This is a genomic window from Paenalicyclobacillus cellulosilyticus (assembly GCF_014647315.1).
In the GTDB taxonomy this organism is placed as follows: domain Bacteria; phylum Bacillota; class Bacilli; order Alicyclobacillales; family Alicyclobacillaceae; genus Alicyclobacillus_J; species Alicyclobacillus_J cellulosilyticus.
In genome coordinates this window covers 33604-55380 of the sequence record NZ_BMOY01000018.1, presented here as the reverse complement: position 1 = coordinate 55380, position 21777 = coordinate 33604, and the positions used below count along the sequence as shown (strand labels likewise).

General features: G+C 66.2%; 17 protein-coding genes. 14 read left to right on the top strand and 3 right to left on the bottom strand.

Annotated elements, in window-relative coordinates:
* Window positions 1-510: 510 nt before the first annotated feature.
* Both IEX97_RS07120 and IEX97_RS07115 read right to left on the bottom strand, forming a co-directional pair.
* Window positions 511-909, bottom strand: a complete 399-nt coding sequence (locus tag IEX97_RS07120; protein ID WP_188882000.1) for a VOC family protein — start codon at window positions 907-909, stop codon at window positions 511-513.
* A gap of 71 nt (window positions 910-980) precedes the next feature.
* Window positions 981-1775, bottom strand: a complete 795-nt coding sequence (locus tag IEX97_RS07115; RefSeq protein WP_188881999.1) for a phosphosulfolactate synthase — start codon at window positions 1773-1775, stop codon at window positions 981-983.
* Window positions 1776-1932: 157 nt separating this feature from the next.
* On the opposite strand from IEX97_RS07115, the gene menC reads away from it, so the two are divergent.
* The 14 genes from menC (at window position 1933) to IEX97_RS13560 (ending at window position 19495) form a co-directional block, all read left to right on the top strand.
* Window positions 1933-3051, top strand: coding sequence for an o-succinylbenzoate synthase (menC, locus tag IEX97_RS07110; RefSeq protein WP_188881997.1), 1119 nt, complete (start codon window positions 1933-1935; stop codon window positions 3049-3051).
* Between the two features lie 86 nt (window positions 3052-3137).
* On the top strand, window positions 3138-3623 hold the full coding sequence (locus IEX97_RS07105; protein ID WP_188881995.1) for an NfeD family protein: 486 nt from the start codon (window positions 3138-3140) through the stop codon (window positions 3621-3623).
* Window positions 3620-4645, top strand: coding sequence for an SPFH domain-containing protein (locus IEX97_RS07100; RefSeq protein WP_373289418.1), 1026 nt, complete (start codon window positions 3620-3622; stop codon window positions 4643-4645). The genes IEX97_RS07105 and IEX97_RS07100 overlap by 4 nt, the downstream gene beginning before the upstream one ends.
* Before the next feature lie 138 nt (window positions 4646-4783).
* Window positions 4784-5470, top strand: coding sequence for a cell division ATP-binding protein FtsE (ftsE, locus tag IEX97_RS07095; protein WP_188882016.1), 687 nt, complete (start codon window positions 4784-4786; stop codon window positions 5468-5470).
* 4 nt (window positions 5471-5474) lie between these two features.
* Window positions 5475-6356, top strand: a complete 882-nt coding sequence (gene ftsX / locus IEX97_RS07090) for a permease-like cell division protein FtsX (RefSeq protein ID WP_229776577.1) — start codon at window positions 5475-5477, stop codon at window positions 6354-6356.
* A gap of 19 nt (window positions 6357-6375) precedes the next feature.
* Complete coding sequence (locus IEX97_RS07085) at window positions 6376-7761, top strand: PDZ domain-containing protein (RefSeq protein WP_188881992.1); 1386 nt, start codon at window positions 6376-6378, stop codon at window positions 7759-7761.
* 22 nt (window positions 7762-7783) lie between these two features.
* Window positions 7784-8593 (top strand): flagellar motor protein, encoded by an 810-nt coding sequence (locus tag IEX97_RS07080; protein ID WP_188881991.1) that lies wholly within the window; start codon window positions 7784-7786, stop codon window positions 8591-8593.
* A complete protein-coding gene (locus IEX97_RS07075) occupies window positions 8577-9329 on the top strand; it encodes a flagellar motor protein MotB (RefSeq protein WP_188881990.1) in 753 nt (250 codons plus the stop codon). Before IEX97_RS07080 ends, IEX97_RS07075 begins: the two co-directional genes overlap by 17 nt.
* Window positions 9330-9567: 238 nt before the next feature.
* The gene (gene uvrB / locus IEX97_RS07070; RefSeq protein ID WP_308426193.1) at window positions 9568-11562 is read left to right on the top strand and encodes an excinuclease ABC subunit UvrB; all 1995 of its coding nucleotides are present in this window, start codon (window positions 9568-9570) and stop codon (window positions 11560-11562) included.
* Between the two features lie 174 nt (window positions 11563-11736).
* The gene (gene uvrA, locus IEX97_RS07065; RefSeq protein ID WP_188882014.1) at window positions 11737-14673 is read left to right on the top strand and encodes an excinuclease ABC subunit UvrA; all 2937 of its coding nucleotides are present in this window, start codon (window positions 11737-11739) and stop codon (window positions 14671-14673) included.
* Window positions 14670-15827: a helix-turn-helix domain-containing protein gene (locus IEX97_RS07060; RefSeq protein WP_188881989.1), complete on the top strand. Its 1158-nt coding sequence runs from the start codon at window positions 14670-14672 to the stop codon at window positions 15825-15827. Before uvrA ends, IEX97_RS07060 begins: the two co-directional genes overlap by 4 nt.
* A gap of 95 nt (window positions 15828-15922) precedes the next feature.
* On the top strand, window positions 15923-17068 hold the full coding sequence (locus IEX97_RS07055) for an ABC transporter ATP-binding protein (protein WP_188881988.1): 1146 nt from the start codon (window positions 15923-15925) through the stop codon (window positions 17066-17068).
* Between the two features lie 114 nt (window positions 17069-17182).
* Complete coding sequence (gene hprK / locus IEX97_RS07050) at window positions 17183-18124, top strand: HPr(Ser) kinase/phosphatase (RefSeq protein ID WP_188881987.1); 942 nt, start codon at window positions 17183-17185, stop codon at window positions 18122-18124.
* A 126-nt stretch (window positions 18125-18250) separates the two neighbouring features.
* Entirely contained in the window at window positions 18251-19495 is a 1245-nt protein-coding gene (locus IEX97_RS13560; protein WP_229776575.1) for a M23 family metallopeptidase, read from the top strand.
* Here the strand turns inward: IEX97_RS13560 and IEX97_RS07040 are convergent.
* Window positions 19444-21777 carry a HelD family protein gene (locus IEX97_RS07040; RefSeq protein WP_188881986.1) on the bottom strand — a complete coding sequence of 778 codons (2334 nt, stop codon included), beginning with the start codon at window positions 21775-21777 and terminating at the stop codon, window positions 19444-19446. The two genes, IEX97_RS13560 and IEX97_RS07040, sit on opposite strands and share 52 nt — an antisense overlap.

Here is a 21777-nt window from a genome sequence, read left to right as displayed (position 1 = left end):
TGCCAGGCGAGCGAGGAAGGCGAAGGGGAGAGCGAGGCTTGGCAAACGCCAACCGCTCTCCCCTTTCGCATCTCGGCGGCACGACCTGCTTCAACGGCCCGTATCCCCGCGTGCGCTCCGGCCACGCCTTGTGCGTGCGCCGTGCGCCGTGCGCTTGGGGATACGGGGCCCAAGGCGGGTGGCAGCTTACCCGGACCAGTACATATCCAAAGTGTCCCTGTATCCCCGGCCGAGGGACCCGTGCCACCAGGCGCGGGATGGCGCGCGGAGGGAACGGACACACCGGGTGGCAGCTTGCCCGCACACTGATACATACGAAAAGTGTCCTGTATCCCCGGCCGAGGGACCCGTGCCGACAGGCGCGGGATGGCGCGCGGAGGGAACGGACACACCGGGTGGCAGCTTTCCCGCGCACACTTACACATATGAAAAGTGTCCCTGTATCCCCGGCCGAACGACTCGCGCCGTAAGGCGCGGTTGGAGTGAGGCCGGGGATACAGGGACACCCCATCAATACATCATCCGCTCGTCGTGGTAATACTTGAACTCGAGCAGGTTGTTCGATGGGTCGATGAGGAAGAACGTCAGGTGCTCTTCCACCATGCCTTCGAAGCGTACCATGAGGTCTTGGAAGAACGGCAATTCCCGTTGTTTGGCCAGCTTGTACAAATTGTCGAACTGCCGACGCTCGCGGAACGTGATGCCGAAGTGGCGCGGGTACATCTTCGGATTCGGATCGATCTCGTTCGACAAATGGCAGACCAACTGGTCACCGAAGAAGTCGAGCGTGATCCGGTCTGAATAGCGGCGCGCCAGCTTGCAGCCTAAACCCTTGACGTAGAAATTGTACGCTTCGTCGAGATCGCGCGCGGGAATCGCCAGGTGAAACACGTTGTACATGTCGCGCATCCGCATCGTCCCCCTCTTGGTTTGTCACCGTCGGTGGTGGTGTGTTCCCGTGTCTGGCACGGTGCCAAAACTCACTTGGATGCAGCAGGATCGAACAAGGTCAGGGTGTCGGAACGCAGCCCCAACCGCAACGTTTCGAGGGCGATCGCGTCATCGAACGGCACGTTGGCCAGATTGACCTGCGGCCCGACCCGCTTGATGAAATAGGTCTGCAACGTCTTGTTCGGCGCTTCAAACACAATCTGATCCAGCGGAATCCCGGACTCGATGATCTCCTCAATCAATCCGTACCGAACCTCGCCGTCCGCGCGGCAGATGCCACTGGTCCCGCTCTCACGTGCTTCCGTGATCACTTTCGCCGCGCCGGCGGCCAGGTCCTGCCGCATGTATTCAATCCACCGTGCAGGATGCAGGTTGAGGGACCGCTCGCTGTCCTTGTAGCCCACTTCGCTGAACACGGTAAAATGATGGGCCAGGCGGGCGATGTATTCCGCTTTTTGGGTGTTGTCCAGATCGATGGTGCCGTTGGAGACCTCGACGTAGCGGCAGTCGTGCGCGCGGCAGAAGTCGATGTAGGCTTCCACGCGGTCTTGCAACAGAAACTTTTCGAACAGCGTCCCGCCAAAAAAGAACTCGACGCCGTGATCGCGCAAACAGCGGATTTTGTCCGCCAATTGCAGGGTCACGATGGCTGTGCCCCACCCGAACTTGACAAAGTCGATGTACGGATGGTGGCTCTGGATGACATCGGTGAAGTGAGAAGTCGGCACGCCGTTGTCGATGAGGATGGTGATGCCGCGCGTCCTTGGCTTCGCATCGCGCGGCGGCAACTGCAAAGGATGCGTGGGGACAGGTTGCGCAGTCATGCCGCTCGGACCTCCCTGGATGGGATTACCCATTTATTATACCGAAACGCCGGGACAAACATCGGCGCCACACACCGCATCCCGGCGAAAGGCTATAATGAAGGGAGCAGGACGGCAAGGCGCAGCGCCTGTGTGCAGAGGCGAAAGGAGGCGGACTGTGCGGATTGTCGCCGCGGTTTTCCGCCGTGTCGTGGTGCCGTTCCAAGACGTGTTTGCCACTTCTTACGGGCGGCAAGCGCAAAAGGACGTCGCCATCGTCGAACTCATCACGGACGAAGGGGTTTCAGGTTTCGGCGAGTGCGCGGCAGGTCCCGCACCTTTGTATACAGAGGAGACCATCGCGACGGCGTGGCACATGTGGGCAGAACACATGCTGCCCAGGTTGATGCGGGAGGCGTGGCACAGCGCGGCGGATCTCGCACGGGTGCACGAGGTGTTGGCTCCGTTGCGCGGAAACCCGATGGCCAAAGCGGCGCTCGAAACCGCGGTCTGGGATGCGTTCGCGGCGCTCACCGGCCGGCCGCTCGTTCAGTTGCTGGGCGGCGTGCGGACGGAGACCCGCTCCGGCATCAGCATCGGGCTGCAGCCGGATATTCCGACGCTGCTCGGCAAGGTGGAGCAAGCGCTCCAGCAAGGGTACGCGCGGGTCAAGGTCAAGATCCAGCCCGGGTGGGACGTCGAGCCGCTCGCCGCCATCCGGCGGGCGTTTGGCGACATTTCGCTCGCGGCCGACGCCAACGGTGCGTACCGCCTGGCGGACCTCGAACACTTGCGGCGCCTCGACGATCTCGGCCTGGCGATGTTGGAGCAGCCTTTCGCGCCCGGCGACCTGATTCATCATGCGCGCCTGCAGCAGGCTGTCCGCACGCCGGTGTGCCTCGATGAAAGCATTCGCGACGCGCACGACGTCGAGCAGGCGGCCGCCGTGGGGGCGTGCCGGGTGGTCAATGTGAAGATCGGGCGCGTCGGCGGGTTTGCCGAAGCCCGGCGTGTCCACGACGCCTGCCGCGAGCACGGGATCGAGGTGTGGTGCGGCGGCATGATGGAGACAGGCATCGGCCGCCTGCATGCGCTCGCCCTGGCGAGCTTGCCTGGATTCACCATGCCCGGGGACATCGGGCCAAGCGACCGCTATTTTGCCCAGGACGTGATTGACCCACCGGTCGCGTTCGCCCGCCCCGGGGTGTTGCCCATCGAGCCGGTGACGGGGGTGGCCGCACGGGTACGGCGCGATCGGCTGGAGGCGTGGACGGTTGAACGTGCCGCGTTTCCGTGACGGGCGGCTGGGCGTGTGCGCGGGCGGGACAAGGCAGCGCGTAACCAGGTTCCGAGGGGGTTCCCCCGGGAAGGGAGAGGCAGAACATGCCTTGGTGGGTGTGGTTGTTGGCCGCCTTGGCCTTGGGCGGGGCGGAGTTGTTGAGCGGAACGTTCGTGCTGATGTGGATTGGTCTCGCCGCGCTCGTCACCACCGTGGTGGCGTTGGCGACAGATGTCCTGTGGGTGCAGGCGGTGTGCTTTGTGGTCGTGTCGGTCGTGCTGTTGTGGTTCACCCGCGGGCCGTCCCGGCGGCTGCGCCAGCGCCGCACCTACGCCGGGCAGGTGGAGAGCCTGGTCGGCGCCACGGCGACGGTGGTGACGCCGGCCGAGCCGGAAGGGTTGGCCACCGTCCGCGTCCGCGGGCAGGTGTGGAGCGCCCGTTCCCGCCATCCGCTCGTGCCCGGGCAGACGGTCGTGGTCGTCGCCGCGGCAGGCCCGGTGCTTGAGGTGGCGGCCGTCGACGGGCAAGGGCGAACGCCGGGCGACGCCCGCCCAGACGGGCGGCCCGGGGAGAGGGGGAATGAGGCGTGATCACGTCCGTCATCGTCCTGGTCTTGATTCTGTTGGCGATTTTGGTGGTTTTGCGCGGCATTCGCATCATCCCGCAGCAGCGGGTGGCCATCGTGGAGCGGCTCGGCAAGTACCATGCCACGCTGCACCCGGGGGTCAACCTGGTGGTGCCGTTCATCGATCGCGTCGTGCGCGTGCTCGATCTGCGCACGCAGCAGGTGGTGGTGCCGCCGCAGATGGTCATCACGAAGGACAACGTGCAGATCCAAATCGACACGGTGTTCTTCTACACCATCGTCGATCCGAAGATGGCGACCTACAACATCGCCAACGTGGTCCAGGGCATCCAGAACATCACGGCGGCCAACATCCGCCAGGTGGTCGGCAAGATGGAGCTCGACGAGACCCTGGCCGGCCGGGAGAAGATCAGCCTGGCGCTGCGCACCGCGCTGGACGAAGTGACCGAGTCGTGGGGCGTGCGGATCGACCGGGTGGAAATCGTGGACATCCAGCCGCCGAAAGAGATTCAGGAAGCGATGGAGAAGCAGATGAAGGCGGAGCGGGAGAAGCGGGCCAACATCCTGCAGGCGGAGGGTGAGCGCCAGGCGGCCATCCTCCTCGCGGAGGGCGAGAAACAAAGCCTCATCTTGCGCGCGGAAGGTGAGCGGGAGTCGCGGATCCGCCAGGCGGAAGGCCTGCGCCAGGCGCAACAGCTCGAAGCGGAGGGACGCGCTCAGGCCATCCGGATGGTGGCCGAGGCGGAGCGGGCGCGGATTGAGATGTTGAAAGCGGCCGGGCTCGATCCGAACGTGTTGACGTACCAGTCGCTGGAGGCCCTGCAGGGCATCGCCAATGGCCAGGCGACGACCCTGTTCGTGCCGACGGAAGCGCTGGCGGTGCTGGGCGCGCTGGGCGCGATGAAGCTCGGGATCGACCGGGTTGGCGGCGGCCATCGCCATGCGCCGGACGCGGGCACCGGGCTGCATCCGGGCGGCGCAGGCCGTGGGACGCAGGACGGCCATCCGGAAGGGATGCAGGCATGAAGCCAGGCGGTTGGTTGGCCTGGCAGACTTTTTCCGACGGGCTTCAACAGGATTTTGCCGATGGGCGTCGAACCTAGCGAATACGGGCAGGTTTGGCGCTTTTTCATTTTGGCGCTGGTTCCGAAGGGGAGTTTGCTGATGATTGAGATGCAGGACGTGTGGAAGGAGTACCGCAACGGGACCAAGGCCATCAACGGGATTTCCGTGAAAATCGACCAGGGCGAATTCGTGTACGTCGTCGGGCCGAGCGGTGCGGGCAAGTCGACCTTCATCAAGCTGATGTACCGCGAGGAGCGCCCGACGCGCGGGCACATCTTCGTCAACGGGTTCAACATTGGACGGCTGAAAGACCGCAAGGTGCCGCTGTTGCGCCGCAACATCGGCGTGGTGTTTCAGGATTTCAAGCTGTTGCCGAAGCTGACGGCGTACGAGAACGTGGCATTTGCGCTGGAAGTCATCAACACGCCGCGGCGGGTCATTCGCAAACGCGTGATGGACGTGCTGGACTGGGTGGGGTTGGCCGACAAGGCGCACATGTTGCCGAGCCAGCTCTCGGGCGGGGAACAGCAGCGCGTGGCCATCGCCCGCGCCATCGCGAACAACCCGTCGGTCATCATCGCCGATGAGCCGACGGGCAATCTGGACCCGGACACGTCCTGGGGGATTATGAAGCTGTTTCAACGCATCAACGACCGAGGCACCACCATCGTCATGGCGACGCACAACAAGGAGATCGTCAACACGATGCGCAAGCGCGTCATCGCCATCGAGCGCGGCGTCATTGTCCGGGACGAGCCCAAAGGGTTGTACGGGTATGAGGATTAGGACCATGGCGCGCCACGTACGCGAAGGATTCAAGAACCTGTGGCGCAACGGCTGGATGACCTTCGCCTCGGTCAGCGCCGTCGCCATCACGCTGCTCATCCTGGGTGTGTTTCTCACGGTCGCGCTCAACGCGCAGCAGATGGCGAATTATGTCACGCGTCAACTGGAGATTGAGGTGTTCCTCAAGCCGAGCATCAGCGACGCGCAAGGAGAGCAGGTCGCCCAGGCGGTGCGGCAGCTGCCGGGCGTGGCATCGGTCCAGTACTTTTCCAAAGAAGACGGGTTCGCCCAGTTACGCCGCGACATCTCACCTCAGTACCGCGCTTTGATGGACGGCTTGTCTGCCAAGAACACGTTGCCGGTGAAGCTGGTCGTCAAAGCCACGTCACCGGACGAGTTGTTGCCGCTCGGGCAGGAGCTGCGGCGATTGCCGAGCGTGTACCAGGTGAACGACGGGCGGTCGGTCGTCGACAAGCTCCTCCATTTGTTCAACGTGCTGCGCAATCTCGGCCTGGTCTTCGTGGTGGGGCTGACCGTCACCGCGATGTTCCTCATCGCCAACACCATCAAAATCACCATCTTTTCCCGGCGACGGGAGATTGAGATCATGAAGCTCGTCGGGGCGACCAACTGGTTCATCCGTTGGCCGTTCTTGATGGAAGGCATGATGATTGGCGTGTTGGGGGCCGCGCTGCCGTACGCCCTTCTGGTCTGGGGTTACGCCTCCATCTATCAACGGATGAGCGGGACGTTCTTCATCCTGCCGTTCCCGCTCGTCCCGGCGTCCGATTTGGCCATCCGCCTGGCCGAGGTGATGTTCGGCCTCGGCATCGCCATCGGGGTCTGGGGCGGCGCGATGTCCATCCGCCGCTTCTTACGCGTTTGAGAGAAGGGACGGGGCGGACATGGGGACGTGGTGGAGCCTGGTCGGACAGGCGGCATGGCAAGGCCTGATCCGGCTGTTCGCAAACCCGGTCTGGTACGCCGGTTGGTTGCTCGTCATCTGGGAACTCGCCCGCAACGTGCGGCGCGAGCGCCGGCTGTTCGGCGTGCGGGTCACCCGGCCGTGGCGGGCTGTGCGCCAGCGTTTCTTGCAAGCCGCGGTAACCGGGATCATCGTCTCCGTTCTTGCCGCCGCCGCGGGCGTCGTTGTGCCGGCAAGGGTGGCTGTCGCGGTCACGGCGGTGACGGTGGTGCTCGGTTTGCTGCGGTTGCGCTTTGCTGCGACCCTGTACAGCGCCTCCGTGGTCGCCCTGGCGGCAACCGTCGCGTCGGCATTCGCTGCCGGCTTGCCGGCTCCTTGGGCGGGCATGGCGCGGGCGGTCGCCGCGTGCAATCCGGGAACGTGCCTTGCGGTGGCTGCGGCCGCCAGCTTGGCGGAATTCATCCTGTTGGTGTGGAACCGGCGCCACCCGGGAACGCCCGCCATGGTCTGGGGCCGCCGCGGGAAAGGCATCGGTTGCGCCGTCTCCCAGTTGTGCTTCGCCGTGCCCTGGCTTGCCGTCGCTCCGGGCGGCCTGGCTTGGCCTGGCCTGCTGCCGCCCGGATGGCCGTGGTTCGGCGCGGCAAGTCTCGCCGGTGCCGCAGGTGCCGCCGGTACGGCCGGTTTCGGCGCCATGGGCGTGCCTTTACTCGTCGGGCACGCGGGTTTTTGGACCACGCGCCAGCCGGGAGAAGGGATGCGGCCGGTATGGGTGTACGACGCGGTGGCTGTGGTCTGCCTGGCCGCCGCCGCGTGGGCGGTCCGCCACGGTTGGGGGGCCGCCGGTTGGCTGGCGCCCGTCCTCGCCCTCGCCAGCCGCGAGGCGATGCTCTGGTGGATGGCGCGCGCGGAAGCCGTGGGCGATCCGCTGTTCGTCCCGGTTTCTTCCGGCGTGCGCGTCCTCGGCGTCCAGCCGGGGTCGCTGGCGGCGGAGGTGGGCATCCGGCCGGGCGAAATCATCACGCACATCAATCAGGTTCCCGTCCACACCGGGTATGACCTGTATTTCGCGTTCAACCAGAATCCCGCGTATGTCCGGCTCCAGGTCGTCGATCTGCGGGGCGAACCGCGCTGGGCCGGCAAGCCGGTCTATGAAGGCGAACGCCATCGCCTCGGGTTGGTGTTGCCGCCGGATGACGGCGTGGTGCAGGCGTTTTTGCGGCCCCCCGGGCGGGGAGGCCTGTGGCAGACGCTGTACGCGCGTTTCACCGCGCGCCATCCGTCCGCACGGGAGCACGGGCAACCAGCCGCCGCGCCGCCCGGTGCCGTCGGGCCGCACCTGCAGGGCTCTGTGGCGGAACGGGGCTGAACGGTAGAAAGGAGTGACCCGCATGGATTTTGCGACGGCCCTCGGCATCGTCCTCGCCATCGCCAGCCTGGCTGTCGGTTTCACGCTCGACGGCGGAAGCCTGGTGGCGCTGTGGCAACCGAACGCCTTGATCATCATCTTCGGCGGGACCATCGGCGCGACGCTGACGTCGGTGTCCTTTTCCCAATTCGCAGGCATCGGCGCTTACTTGCGCCATGCGTTCTTTCAACGCCCGCACGATCCGCTGGCGCTCATCGATCAGCTGGTGCGCTTGGCGCAGACCGCCCGCCGCGAAGGGATTCTCGCCTTGGAAGAACAACTGGAGGCGTTTGACGACTCGTTTTTGCGCAACGGCATCCAGTGGGTGGTCGACGGTGTCGACCCGGAATTGGTCCGGCAGATGCTGGAGACGGAACTCGCGCACATCGAGGAGCGTCACGAGGCTGCGGCGAGCATTTTTGAGACCGCCGGCGGCTTTGCGCCGACCATGGGCATCATCGGCACGGTGATGGGCTTGGTGCACGTGTTGGGGAACTTGAAAAACGTCGATGCCCTCGGGCCGCAGATTGCGACCGCGTTCACCGCCACCCTGTACGGCGTGGCCAGCGCGAACGTGCTCTGGCTCCCCCTCGCCAACAAGCTGCGCCGGCGCAACGCGGAGGAAGTGCTGCTGCGGCAGATGATGATTGAGGGCGTGCTGTCGATTCAGGCGGGAGAGAACCCGAACATCCTCAGCCAAAAGCTGAAGGCATTCCTGGCACCGTCGCAGCGGACGGCGAAACGCCCGTCGGAAGCCAGGGAGATGGGGCAGACCAATGCGTCGACCGTTTAAAACACCGCACACGCGTAAGCAAAACCATGAACGCTGGTTGATCACGTACGCCGACCTCATCACCCTGTTGATGATCTTCTTCGTCGTCATGTACGCGATGTCCCAGATCAACCAGGTGAAGTTCATCGCGCTCGAACGCTCGTTGGCCGCGGCCCTGCACAAGAGCGACGAGATCCCGCTCGACAACCTGGGCAAGACCGCGCTCATCAACGCGGCCAACCCGTCCGACACGGGCAACAAGGCGCATCCGGGCGTACAGACGCACCCGGCCAAGAGCCCGAACGACAAGGCGCTCGACAATCTGTTCCAGGAAGTGCAAAACTACATCCGCGCCCATCATCTCCAGGGCAACGTGACGGTCTACAACGAGGCGCGCGGGGTGCGGATCACGCTGCGCGACGTGGTCCTCTTCGACACCGGCAAGGCGGACATCCGGCCGCAGGCCCGGGCGCTGCTCGCCGGCCTGGTCCCGTTTTTCAAACAGGTGAACAACCCGATTCTCGTCGAAGGCTTCACCGACAACCGCCCCATCTCGACACCGCAGTTCCCGAGTAACTGGGAATTGTCGGCGGCCCGCGCCATCGGCGTCGTCCGTTTCTTTCAGAGCCAGGGCATCGCCGGCGACCGGTTGGCCGGGGTCGGTTACGGGCAGTACCACCCGGTCGCGCCGAACGACACCGACGCCCACCGCCAGTTGAACCGGCGCGTCAACGTCGTCATCCTCCGTCAACCGTAGGCGCCCGGACGCACCTGCCCGCGCCGCCAAAGCGGAGAGGCCACGGCAGCACGGCAGCCCCTGGGCTGTCGCGCGGGGGCATCCGCCGCGCCGCCCCGGAACGCGTGTTCCGTTTTGTTCGCCTGCGTGATAACATAATCCTTATGCGGTATGCTTCCACGCGTTCCGTCTGCATGGAGCGGCCGCAAGGAGGTTGCAAGGATGTTCCGAGCACGCACGGCGGAAGAGGGTGAGGCGCATGGCGCCGTTGCCGGGGCGGTTTGAACTGGTTTCGGACTACACCCCGAAAGGCGATCAACCGGAAGCCATCGCCCAGCTGGTGGACGGGGTGGAGCGCGGGTTGCGCCATCAGGTGCTGCTCGGCGTGACCGGTTCCGGGAAGACGTTCACCATGGCGAACGTGATTGCACGCTTGAACCGGCCGACGTTGGTGCTGGCGCACAACAAGACCCTGGCGGCCCAACTGGCGGCGGAGTTTAAGGAGTTTTTCCCGCATAATGCGGTTGAATATTTCGTCAGTTACTATGACTACTACCAGCCGGAGGCGTACATCCCGGCCACCGATACGTACATCGAGAAGGACGCGAAGATCAACGACGAGATCGACAAGCTGCGCCATTCGGCCACGGCCGCGCTGTTGGAGCGCAACGACGTGATTGTCGTGGCCAGCGTGTCGGCCATCTACGGCCTCGGCAGCCCGGCGGAGTACAAGGAACACGTTCTGTCGCTGCGGGTCGGGATGGAGAAGAGCCGCGACAGCATCCTGCGCCGGTTGGTCGACATGCAGTATGAGCGCAACGACATCAACTTCACGCGCGGCACGTTCCGCGTGCGCGGCGATGTCATCGAGGTGTTCCCCGCCTCCCGCGGCGAGCAGGCCATCCGCATCGAGTTGTGGGGGGACGAGATTGAGCGGATCACCGAGATCGACGTGCTTACGGGGGAGGTGTTGGGTCGGCGCGATCACGTCGCCATCTTCCCGGCCTCCCACTTCGTGACGTCGCGCGCACGCCTGGAGCGGGCGATTGACCGTATCCGGGAGGAATTGGCGGAGCGCCTGGCGGAGTTGCGCGCGCAAGGAAAGCTGCTCGAGGCACAGCGGCTCGAGCAGCGGACGAACTACGACATCGAGATGATGCTCGAGATGGGGTTCTGCTCGGGCATCGAGAACTACTCGCGCCACCTGGAAGGGCGGGCGGCGGGCGAACCGCCGCACACCCTGCTCGACTACTTCCCGGAAGGGTTTTTGACGTTCATCGACGAGTCGCACGTGACCATTCCGCAGCTCCGCGGTATGTACGGCGGGGATCGGACGCGCAAGCTGACGCTCATCGAACACGGCTTCCGGCTGCCGTCGGCCGCCGACAACCGGCCGTTGACGTTCGAGGAGTTCGAAGCGCGCATCGGCCAGGTGATCTACGTGTCGGCGACGCCGGGGCCGTACGAACTCGAAAAGCAGGAGCGGATTGTGGAACAGATCATCCGCCCGACCGGTCTCGTCGATCCGGAGATCATCGTCCGGCCCGTCCGCGGCCAGATCGACGACTTGGTCGGCGAGATCAAGGCCTGCATCCGCCGCGACGAACGGGTGCTGGTGACGACGCTCACCAAAAAGATGGCGGAAGACCTCACGGATTATTTGAAGGAACTGGGCATCAAAGTCCGCTACCTGCACTCGGACATCAAGACCATCGAGCGCATGGTCATCCTGCGCGACCTGCGCCTCGGCGTGTTCGACGTCCTGGTCGGCATCAATCTCCTGCGGGAGGGGCTCGATTTGCCCGAGGTGTCGCTCGTGGCCATCCTCGACGCCGACAAGGAGGGGTTCCTGCGGGCGGAGCGGTCGCTCATCCAGACCATCGGGCGGGCGGCGCGCAATGCCAACGGACGCGTCATCATGTACGCCGACACCATCACCGAATCGATGCGGATCGCCATCGAGGAGACGGAGCGGCGCCGCCGGAAGCAGATCGCGTACAACGAGGCGCACGGGATCACGCCCCAGACCGTGCAGAAGGCGGTGCGGGACGTGATTGAGGCGACGCGCGCGGCGGAGGAAAAGTCGGATTACGTCTCCGTCGCCGCGCAGGCACAGCAGTTGTCGCCGAAGGAGCGGCGGTCGCTCATCGCCAAGCTGGAGAAGGAGATGAAGGATGCCGCCAAGGCGCTCGAGTTCGAACGCGCGGCGCAACTGCGCGACCTCATCATCGAGCTCTCCGAGCGCGCCGGTTGACCCGGCGGACTCCGTGCATCGACGGCTCATCGCTTGTTCATCGATGCCTGCAAGCCGTCTTCGCAGCGAGTCATGCTACAAAGGACGAGCGTCCGCCCCGGGCCGCGCTGAAGTGTTCGTGTCAGCGCCGGCGCAGCCGCAGGCCGGGGCGGATGCGAGCAAAGGGGTATGACCATGCGTCACGACGCCATCGTGGTGAAAGGCGCGCGCGCCCACAACCTGAAAAACATCGACGTCACCATTCCGCGCGACAAGTTCGTCGTCATCACCGGTTTGAGCGGATCGGGCAAGTCGTCGCTGGCGTTCGATACCATCTACGCGGAGGGGCAGCGGCGGTACGTGGAGTCGCTGTCGGCGTACGCGCGCCAGTTCCTCGGCCAGATGGACAAGCCGGACGTGGACGCCATCGACGGGTTGTCGCCCGCCATCTCCATCGACCAAAAGACGACCAGCCGCAACCCGCGTTCGACGGTGGGCACGGTGACGGAGATCTACGACTACTTGCGGCTCTTGTACGCGCGGGTGGGACGCCCGCACTGCCCCAACTGCGGCATCCCCATCGCCTCGCAGACGGTGGAGCAGATGGTCGACCGGCTGCTCGAATTCGAGCCGGGGACGCGGCTGCAGGTGCTGGCGCCGGTGGTGCGCGGGCGCAAGGGCGAGCACCAGAAGCTGCTCGAAGACATCGCGAAGAACGGGTTCGTGCGGGTGCGCATCGACGGCGAGGTGCGGGACCTGTCGGAGCCCGTCAAGCTGGAGAAGAACCGCAAGCACACCATCGAGGTGGTGGTGGACCGCATCGTCCTCAAGCCGGACGTGGCCTCCCGCCTCGCCGACTCCCTGGAGACGGCGCTGTCGCTCAGCGGCGGCCTGGTCATCGCGGACGTGGTGGGGCGGGAGGAGATCTTGTTCAGCCAAAACCTGGCCTGCCCGGACTGCGGCTTCAGCGTGGAAGAGCTCTCGCCGCGGATGTTTTCCTTCAACAGCCCGTACGGTGCCTGCGAGGCGTGCTCCGGGTTGGGCGTGAACATGGAGATCGACGAGGAACTCATCATCCCCGACTGGTCGAAGAGCATCGTGGACGGGGCCATCGTGCCGTGGGCGGGGTCGACGTCCACGTATTACCCGCAGCTTTTGCTGGCGGCGTGTGAGACGTTCGGGATAGACCCCTGCACGCCGGTGGGACAGCTGCCGCGGGAGCAACTGGATCGCATCCTGTACGGCCGCGGCGAGCGCATCCGCTTCACGTTCGAGAACGACTTCGGCCAGGTGAAGACGGCGGAGGTCCTCTACGAGGGCGTCATTCCCAACCTGGAGCGGCGGTACCGGGAGACGGCGTCGGAGGGCATCCGCGAATTCATCGAGGAGTTCATGAGCAGCAAGCCGTGTCCGGCATGCGGCGGCCGGCGGCTGAAGCCGCAGAGCCTGGCGGTGCGCGTGGGCGGCAAGAACATCGCCGAGCTGACCGATTTGTCGGTCGCGGAGGCGATCCAGTTTTTCGATGCGCTGCAGTTGACACCGAAAGAGGAGGCCATCGCCCGCCTGGTGCTGAAGGAGATCCGGGCCCGTCTGGGCTTCTTGCGCGATGTGGGCCTGGAGTACCTGACCCTCTCGCGTGCCGCCGGCACCCTGTCGGGCGGCGAGGCGCAGCGCATCCGCCTCGCCACCCAACTCGGTTCGAGCCTCGTGGGGGTGCTCTACATCCTGGATGAGCCGAGCATCGGCCTGCACCAGCGGGACAACGAGCGGCTCATCCGCACCCTGGAACAGATGCGGGACAGAGGCAACACGCTCATTGTCGTCGAGCACGACGAGGACACGATGCTCGCCGCCGACTACATCATCGACATGGGACCGGGAGCCGGGGTGCACGGCGGCCAGGTGGTCGCCGCCGGGACGCCGCAGGAGATCATGGCCGATCCGCAATCCCTGACCGGCCAGTACCTGTCGGGGCGGCGCTTCATCCCGGTGCCCGCGGCGCGCCGGGGCTGCGACGGCAGGTTTCTCACGGTGCGCGGCGCGCGCGAGCACAACCTGAAGGACGTCACAGTCCGGATCCCCGTCGGCGTCTTCACCTGCGTCACCGGCGTGTCGGGATCCGGCAAGTCGACGTTGGTGAACGAGATCTTGTACAAGGCGCTGGCGCGCGACCTCAACGGCGCCCGGGTGCGGCCGGGCCAGCATGACGGCATCGACGGCCTCGAGCACTTCGACCGGGTCATCGACATCGACCAGTCGCCCATCGGGCGAACGCCGCGATCGAACCCCGCCACGTACACCGGGGTGTTTGACGACATCCGCGACCTGTTCGCCGCCACGCCGGAGGCGAAGATGCGCGGGTACAAAAAGGGCCGCTTCAGCTTCAACATCCGCGGCGGCCGCTGCGAGGCGTGCCGGGGCGACGGCATCATCAAGATTGAGATGCACTTTTTGCCGGACGTGTACGTGCCGTGCGAGGTGTGCAAGGGCACCCGCTACAACCGGGAGACGCTCGAGGTGCGGTACAAGGGCAAGAACATCGCCGAGGTGCTCGATATGACCATCGAGGACGCGCTCGCGTTCTTCGATGCCATCCCGCGTATCCAACGCAAGCTGCAGACGTTGGTCGACGTCGGCCTCGGCTACATGCGGCTCGGCCAGCCGGCGACGACGCTCTCCGGCGGCGAGGCGCAGCGGGTGAAGCTGGCTTCCGAACTGCACCGGCGCAGCAACGGCCGCACCCTGTACATCCTCGACGAACCGACTACCGGGTTGCACGTGGCCGACATCGAGCGCCTGCTCACCGTGCTGCACCGGCTGGTGGACGCCGGCGACACGGTGGTGGTCATCGAGCACAACCTGGACGTCATCAAGACGGCCGACTACATCATCGACCTCGGCCCGGAGGGCGGCGAGGGCGGCGGCCAGGTGGTCGCCGCCGGGACGCCGGAGGAGGTCTGCGCCGTGCCGGAGTCCCACACCGGCCGCTTCTTGCGGCGCATTCTGGAGCGGGATCGCGCCCGGATGGCCGCGGCGGAACGGCAGGCGGCCGCCGCCGCACAGGAAGCGGCGGCACGGCAGTCCGTTGCGGCACGGCAGACCACTGCGGAACGGCAGGAGACGACCGCATGAACGCATGGTGGCACGATCCGCTCCTGGCTTGGGCGGACATCGCCGAGGCAGCGGTGGCGGTGGAGCGGTACGCCGCTCCGCCGGCCAGGCGCAGGGTGGGGGACTGGTGGCGGCGCGGCCGCGCGTGGTGCGTGCATTTGGATGAGGTCCACTTTGCGGTGGTGGAGCCGCCCGACCTGGACCGCCGCCTGCGCGCAGCGTTGTCGTGGACGCTGCGGGCGCTGGCGGAAGCAGAGGGGCGCGGGTGGCGGGAACGGGTGCGGGCTTGGTTGGCGGAACTGGTGAACCTGCCGGATGAGGCGCTGCTGCGCCGCATCGCAGAAGGCCATGCGCCCACCGAGCCGATGCCCGGGGACGGCCCGGGTCCGGGGCGGTTTGTCGTGCTCCACATCGGGCCGGCGGGTGCGGCGGAACCGGCGTCGCGCGCCGAGTTGGCGGCGGCGGTGCGGGAGGTGGCGTTGGCGCAGCGCAGCCACGCCTGGCTGGGTTGGGTTCCCGGCGGCACGGGCGGACAAGGCCGGCACGCCCGCCGTGGCGGACAGCCGGCGGACGGTGCGCAGGCAGCGCTCTTGTTCTGGCCGCTGGATGATGTGGAGGACGCACGCGTCATGGACGGGCTGACCGCGTTCATCGAGACGTTGGCCGCCGAGGCGTTCGCCGCGTGCGCGGCGTTCGTCGGCGCGCCGGTGCTTCAGCCGCAGGATGCGTATCTCGGGCTCGCGACCGCGGTCGCGGCCTGGCGCAGCCGGTTGTGGACGGAAGGCGCGCGCAAGGTGGTGGTGTGGGGAGAAAACCCTGTGGCCCACCTGCTGCAGGCCATCCCGGCGCCGGTGGTCCGCCTTTTCCTCGACATGGTGCGCGCCCAAGCGCCGGGCGGCGACGTCCGGTTGGCACCGGAACTCGCGGAAGCGCTGCGCGGGCTGATTGCCGCCAACCTGAACGTGAGCGAGGCAGCGCGGCTCCTGTATCTCCACCGCAACACCTTGATGAACCGGATTGAACGCATTCGCGCCCAGACCGGGTATGACATCCGCGACTTCGACGCGGCACTGGCGCTGTGGCTGGCGACGCTGCTCGCGGGCGAGGAGACCGAGGCCGGCGGATTGGGCTCCGGGTCCGGGGCCAGTGCGACCTGCCTACGCCGAATGCGGTGAATTCATGCAGGTTGCCTGTCGGACGCCTGCCGTGGCTTCGGTATACTGAAACCAGACCCGAAGCGTTTTCAAGCGTGTGGATGGGAGGATGAAGCGTGGCACGCGTACTGTTGCAAAACATCTGGAAGCGGTATCCGGGTGACGTGGTGGCGGTCAAAAACTTCAACCTCGACATTCAGGACAAGGAGTTCGTGGTGTTCGTCGGTCCGTCCGGTTGCGGCAAGACGACGACCCTGCGCATGGTGGCCGGGCTGGAGGACATCACGGAAGGCGACCTGTACATCGGGGACCGGCGCGTGAACGACGTGGCGCCGAAAGACCGCGACATCGCCATGGTGTTCCAGAACTACGCGCTGTATCCGCACATGACGGTGTATCAGAACATGGCGTTCGGCCTCAAGCTGCGCAAGTTCCCGAAGGCGGAGATCGACCGGCGGGTAAGGGAAGCGGCGCGCATTCTCGACATCGAGCACCTGCTCGACCGCAAGCCGAAGGCGCTCTCGGGCGGTCAGCGGCAACGCGTGGCGCTCGGCCGTGCCATCGTCCGTGAGCCGCAGGTGTTCCTGATGGACGAGCCGTTGTCGAACCTGGATGCGAAATTGCGCGTGCAGATGCGCGCGGAGATCCGCAAGCTGCACCAACGGATCCAGACGACGACCATCTACGTCACGCACGACCAGACGGAAGCCATGACGATGGGTGACCGGATTGTCGTCATGCGCGACGGCGTCATCCAACAGGTGGCGACGCCGCAGGAGGTGTACAATCACCCGGTGAACATGTTCGTCGCCGGGTTCATCGGATCGCCGGCGATGAATTTCCTGCGCGGCGAACTGGTGGAGGAGGGCGGCAGCATCTACTTCCGGGCACCGGAGATCTCCATCCGCTTGCCGGAGGGCCGCTACCCGGCGTTGCGCCAGGCGGGCGTCATCCGCAAACCGGTCGTGCTCGGGATCCGGCCGGAGGACCTGCACGAGGACGAGGTGTTCCAAGCCACCTATCCCGAGGGGACCATCACCGGGCGCGTCGAGGTCGTGGAACACATGGGGTCCGAGCTGTACTTGCACTTTACCAAGGGTGGCCAGCCCATCGTGGCACGCGTCAGCGCGCGCTTCGATCCGCGGCCCGGCTCGGAAGTCAAGCTGACGATGGACATGAACAAGCTGCACATCTTCGACGCCGAGACGGAACAGGCGGTCGGCGTGGCCGGCACCTCGCCGGCGGCGGCCGGTGTGCGCTGACCGGATGCACGGCAAGGCAAGGCGCGGACGCGAACAAGGTGCCGCACGGTCGTGAAGTGTGGGGCGGTCTGCTCCACACTTCACGCGCATCCGGGGGAAAGCGGGGGATGGCCAGTGGCCCAGGAGAAAGCGGTGACGGTGCGGGAGTTGGTCGATGAGCTGGGCTTGAACATCTTCAATGCTGGCGCGGACCTGACGCGCCGGATCACGACCGTGGACATCAACCGGCCAGGCCTCGCGCTCGCCGGGTACTTCCGGCACCACCCCGCGGAACGGATTCAGCTTTTGGGGCGCACGGAGCTGTCGTTCCTGGCCGTCATGGACCCGCGGGAGCAAGCGCGGCGCCTGTTCGCCCTCTGTTCCTACGAACAGACGCCGTGCATCGTCGTCTCGCGCGGCCAGCAACCGCCCGACGTCCTGTTGGAGGAGGCGACGGCACGCGGGTTGCCGGTCATCGGCACGGCGATGGTGACGACCCGTGCGGCTTCGGTGATCTCCACCTTCCTCGAAGCCCGCTTGGCGCCGGAGACGCTCATCCACGGCGTGCTCGTCGACGTGTACGGCATCGGAATTCTCATCACCGGATCGAGCGGGATTGGCAAAAGCGAGACCGGGCTTGAGCTCATCAAGCGCGGGCACCGGCTGGTGGCGGACGATGCGGTCATCATCCGCCAGGTGGGAGAAGACACCTTGGTGGGCAGCGCGCCGCCGCTGTTGCGCTATTTGCTCGAGATCCGCGGGCTCGGTGTGCTCAACGCGATGACCCTGTTTGGCGCCGGGGCGGTGCGCACCCATAAGAAGGTGTCGATGGTGATCCACCTGGAAGCGTGGCGGGACGACGTGGCGTACGACCGCCTCGGCATCGACGAGCACACGCAGCGCATCCTCGGCGTCGACTTGCCTGCGGTGACCATCCCGGTCCGGCCCGGACGGAACTTGGCGGTCATCGTCGAGGTGGCGGCGATGAACTACCGGCTCAAACGCATGGGGTATCACGCCGCGCTGGAGTTCACAGAGCAATTGCGCCGCGCCATCGATGAACACGACGACCTGTGAACGCCGGTTGATGGCGTGGGGTGCAACGAGAGGAGCGCGACACGGTAAGAGATGGTAATCCGAGTTTGAAGAAGGATTTTCTCCCTGTTTGTCGAATACAGCCGGGGACAAACAGGGAGGGATCGGATGCGCATCGCCGTTCGCATCGTGTTGGCGGCTTGGACAGCCTTGGCGTTCTTCCTCGGCGCCGCAATCTTCCTCGAACACTGCCTCACGCAGCTTCCCGCATGGGAAAAAGTGTATCGCGACGGCCGCTACATCGGGATGGTGCCCGCGCGGGCGAGCGTCGTCACCGCCATGCGCAGCATTGCCGATGGGTACGGTTTGTCGATCGCGTTTGCACCGGTGCATGCGTCGGTGCCGGCCGGCTACGACTGGCGGCGCGTGGCGGAACTCCCGGTACCGGCCGCGGCCATCACGGTCGACGGGCGGCCGGTGGTATACACGCGCAATCTGCAAGCGGCGAACACGGTGCTGCAACAGGTGCGGCGCGCGCTCATCCCCGCCGGGATCCGCGTCACGTCGGTTCACTTTGTCCGCCGCGTCGGCGTGCGGCCTGCGGTCGTCGGCGCGCTGCGCGTCCAGACCGTGCGGCGGGCGGTGCACGCCATTCTCTACCCGGATGCGCGTCCGCTCGCCAGCCGCGCCGAGTTTCTCCGTATCCCCGGCGTGGCAAGGAGCCTCGGTGCGGATGCGGTGCGGCCCGCCGGGCGGCAGGCGGATGTGCACCCACTCCTCGATGTGGTCGCGACGGCGGCAGCGGTGCGCGTGGTCCGCGTGCCGTACCCAGTGCACTACGTCGCCACCGACCGCTTGCCGCGCGGCCAAGTGCGGGTCATCCGCCGCGGCACCCCGGGCCAGGTGCGGCAACGGGTGTTGATCCGCTACATCAATGGCCGGGCGGTGGGGCAGGAGGTGGTCGGCACCGCCACCATCCGCAAGGCGGAACCGGAGGTGGCGCTGCGCGGGACGAACGACGGCATCGCGCAAGGGGAGTGGGTGTGGCCCACCGACAGCCACTTCATCACGTCGCCGTTCGGCCCCCGCATCTTGGGCGGGCGGTATGAGTTCCATCCCGGGGTGGACATCGCCTGTCCTATCGGCAGTCCGGTGTACGCCACCAACGACGGGCAGGTCATCGACGCCGGGTGGAACAGCGGCGGCTACGGCAACTGGGTGTTGATCGACAACGGCCGGGGTGTGGAAACGGTGTTCGGCCATCTCTCGCGGGTGATGGTGCATGCGGGCCAGGTGGTGGCCAAAGGGCAGTTGATTGGTTACTCGGGCGAGACCGGTGAAGCCACCGGGCCGCACCTGCATTACGAGGTGCGGCTCAACGGCCGGCCTGTCTCACCGACGCCGTACATGTGAGGGTGTGCCTGCGGGTGAACGCCTGCGGGCAGGAGGGGGGACGGCCGGCCGCTGTATTGCAGCCAAAGCTGATGCAGCGCGCGGGTGCAGCCCACGAACAAGAGCTTGGCGGACAGCGGATCGGCAGTGTACGACGACTCATCCACGTCCACCATCAGCACGGCGTCGAATTCAAGGCCTTTCGCCAGGTAGACCGGCAGCACCGAGACCCCGCCCTCATAGTGCTCGTCGCCGGCGCCTATCCGGTGCGCCGGGATGCCGGATGCCGCGAGAGCCCGCGCGTATTCGTCGCACGCGGCGTCGCTGCGGCAGATGACGGCAATGGTGGTGTGCTCGGCCTGCAAGCGGGCCACCGCCGCCGCGGCGCGCTCGTAACGCTCCTCTGCGGCGACCGGTTCCACCCGGACCGGTTCCCCGCTGCGGAACACCGGGCGCGCCGGGACGAACCCGGGCGTGCCCGCCGCAATCTGGTTGGCGAATTCGATGATCTCCATGGTCGAACGGTAGCTCACGTCGAGCTTGTGGAACGTCCGGCGTTCGGCAGGGAACAACCGCAAAAATTCCTCCCAATCGTCTATCCCCTGATAGCTGTGGATGCTCTGCGACAGGTCGCCGAGGATGGTGAACGACCCCTGCGGGCAGAACTGCTGCAGCAGGATGATCTGCAGCGGCGAGAAGTCTTGCGCCTCGTCGATGACGACGTGATCGAACGTCTCGTCGCTGCGCACGCCGCGCAGGCGCACGTCCAGGTACAGGATGCCCGCCAGGTCTTCCGCGTCGACGAGCGGCCGCCTTGCCTCGCCGGCGGCGGACAAGGCCGGGCGCGACCTGTCCGCCTTATGCTGGTTCGCGCCGGTTGCGGCCGCTGCCTCCGTGTCTGCGGCGCGGCGAATGCGGCTGCCGCTTGCGCCTTGACCGCGGAGGCTGCGGTGGTATGCGGCGACCCAGTCCGGCACCGCCGCGGCAGCGTTTGGCGTCCACGCACTGTCTTTGCGCAGCAAGGCTTCATACAGCGCCCACGGTGTCACGTCCGGCCAGCGGCTGGCGTACGCGTGGTAGCGGTTGGCCGCTTGCTGCCGCCGCGCCGCCTTCTCCTCGCGGCTCCACTCGGCTTCGGCAATCCGCGTCTCATACCAACGCTTGACCCGGGCGAGCACCCTGTCTCGCCGGCGCAGGGGCGGTTCGTGCCGGTAATCGGCGTAGAACCACTCCCGGATGGTCGCCGCGGGCAGCACTTCCCCCGCCCATGGCGAGAAATCCACGTCCGGCACGGCCGACGCGGTCCACTCTACCACCGCTTGGTCGAGGACCTCGCGCAGCGCGGGCGAACCTTTGTACTTCAACACCCGGTACGCCTCGGCGAGCGCAGGATCCGGCTGCACCGCGAACCAGCGCGCCAGGCGCTCCCGCGGATCGCGGAGGCGCACCTGGTGGCCGAGTTTGGCCAACGCCCAACGGGTGAACGTGGTCTGCTGGATGCCGCCGACGCCGAGCTCGGGCAACACTTCCGAAATGTAGTCGACGAACATGGCGTTCGGCGCGAAGATGATCATCCGCTCGGGGCGCATACGGTCCGCGTACTGGTACAGCAAATAGGCCAAGCGGTGCAGGGCGACGGTCGTCTTGCCGCTCCCGGCAACGCCCTGGATGACGACCGCGAGGTTGCGGTCCGCGCGGATGATTCGGTCCTGCTCCGCCTGGATGGTGGCGACGATGTCCCGCAGCCGGTGGTCCCGGTGTTCGCTCAGGCGGTAGAGCAAAAACTCGTCGGCGACGCCGAGGTTCTCCTCGCCGCGGACGTAGCTGTCGACGACGCGCTGCAGCTTGCCCTGGCGGATCACGATGTTCCGTTTGCGGTCAATCCGGCCCTCCACCCAGCCGTCCGGTGACATGTATCCGGCGCGGTCTTGCCCTTGCTGGCCGGAGAAGGTGTAAAACATGCTCGCCACGGGGGCGCGCCAGTCGATCACGATGGGATCGCCGCTGTCGGGGTCGAGGATGCCGCGCTTGCCGATGTACAGCCGTTCGGGGATGGGTTGATCCCCTTCCGCGAAGTCGAGACGCCCGAAGTACGGCTCCTGCAGCGCGCGCTGGAGGGCGTCCGCCAGCTGGGCGCGGGTCGCCGCCACCACCTGGGCGGCGACAATATCGGCCGTCTCCGCTTCGTCCGGGTCACCGCTTGCCGCAGGCTGCTCCTTTTGGCGCAGCCGATCCAGCTGGGCGGAGATGCGGCCGGTCACCTCGTGCAGGTGCTGCAGTTCTTCTTGGAATGCGGCGTCCAC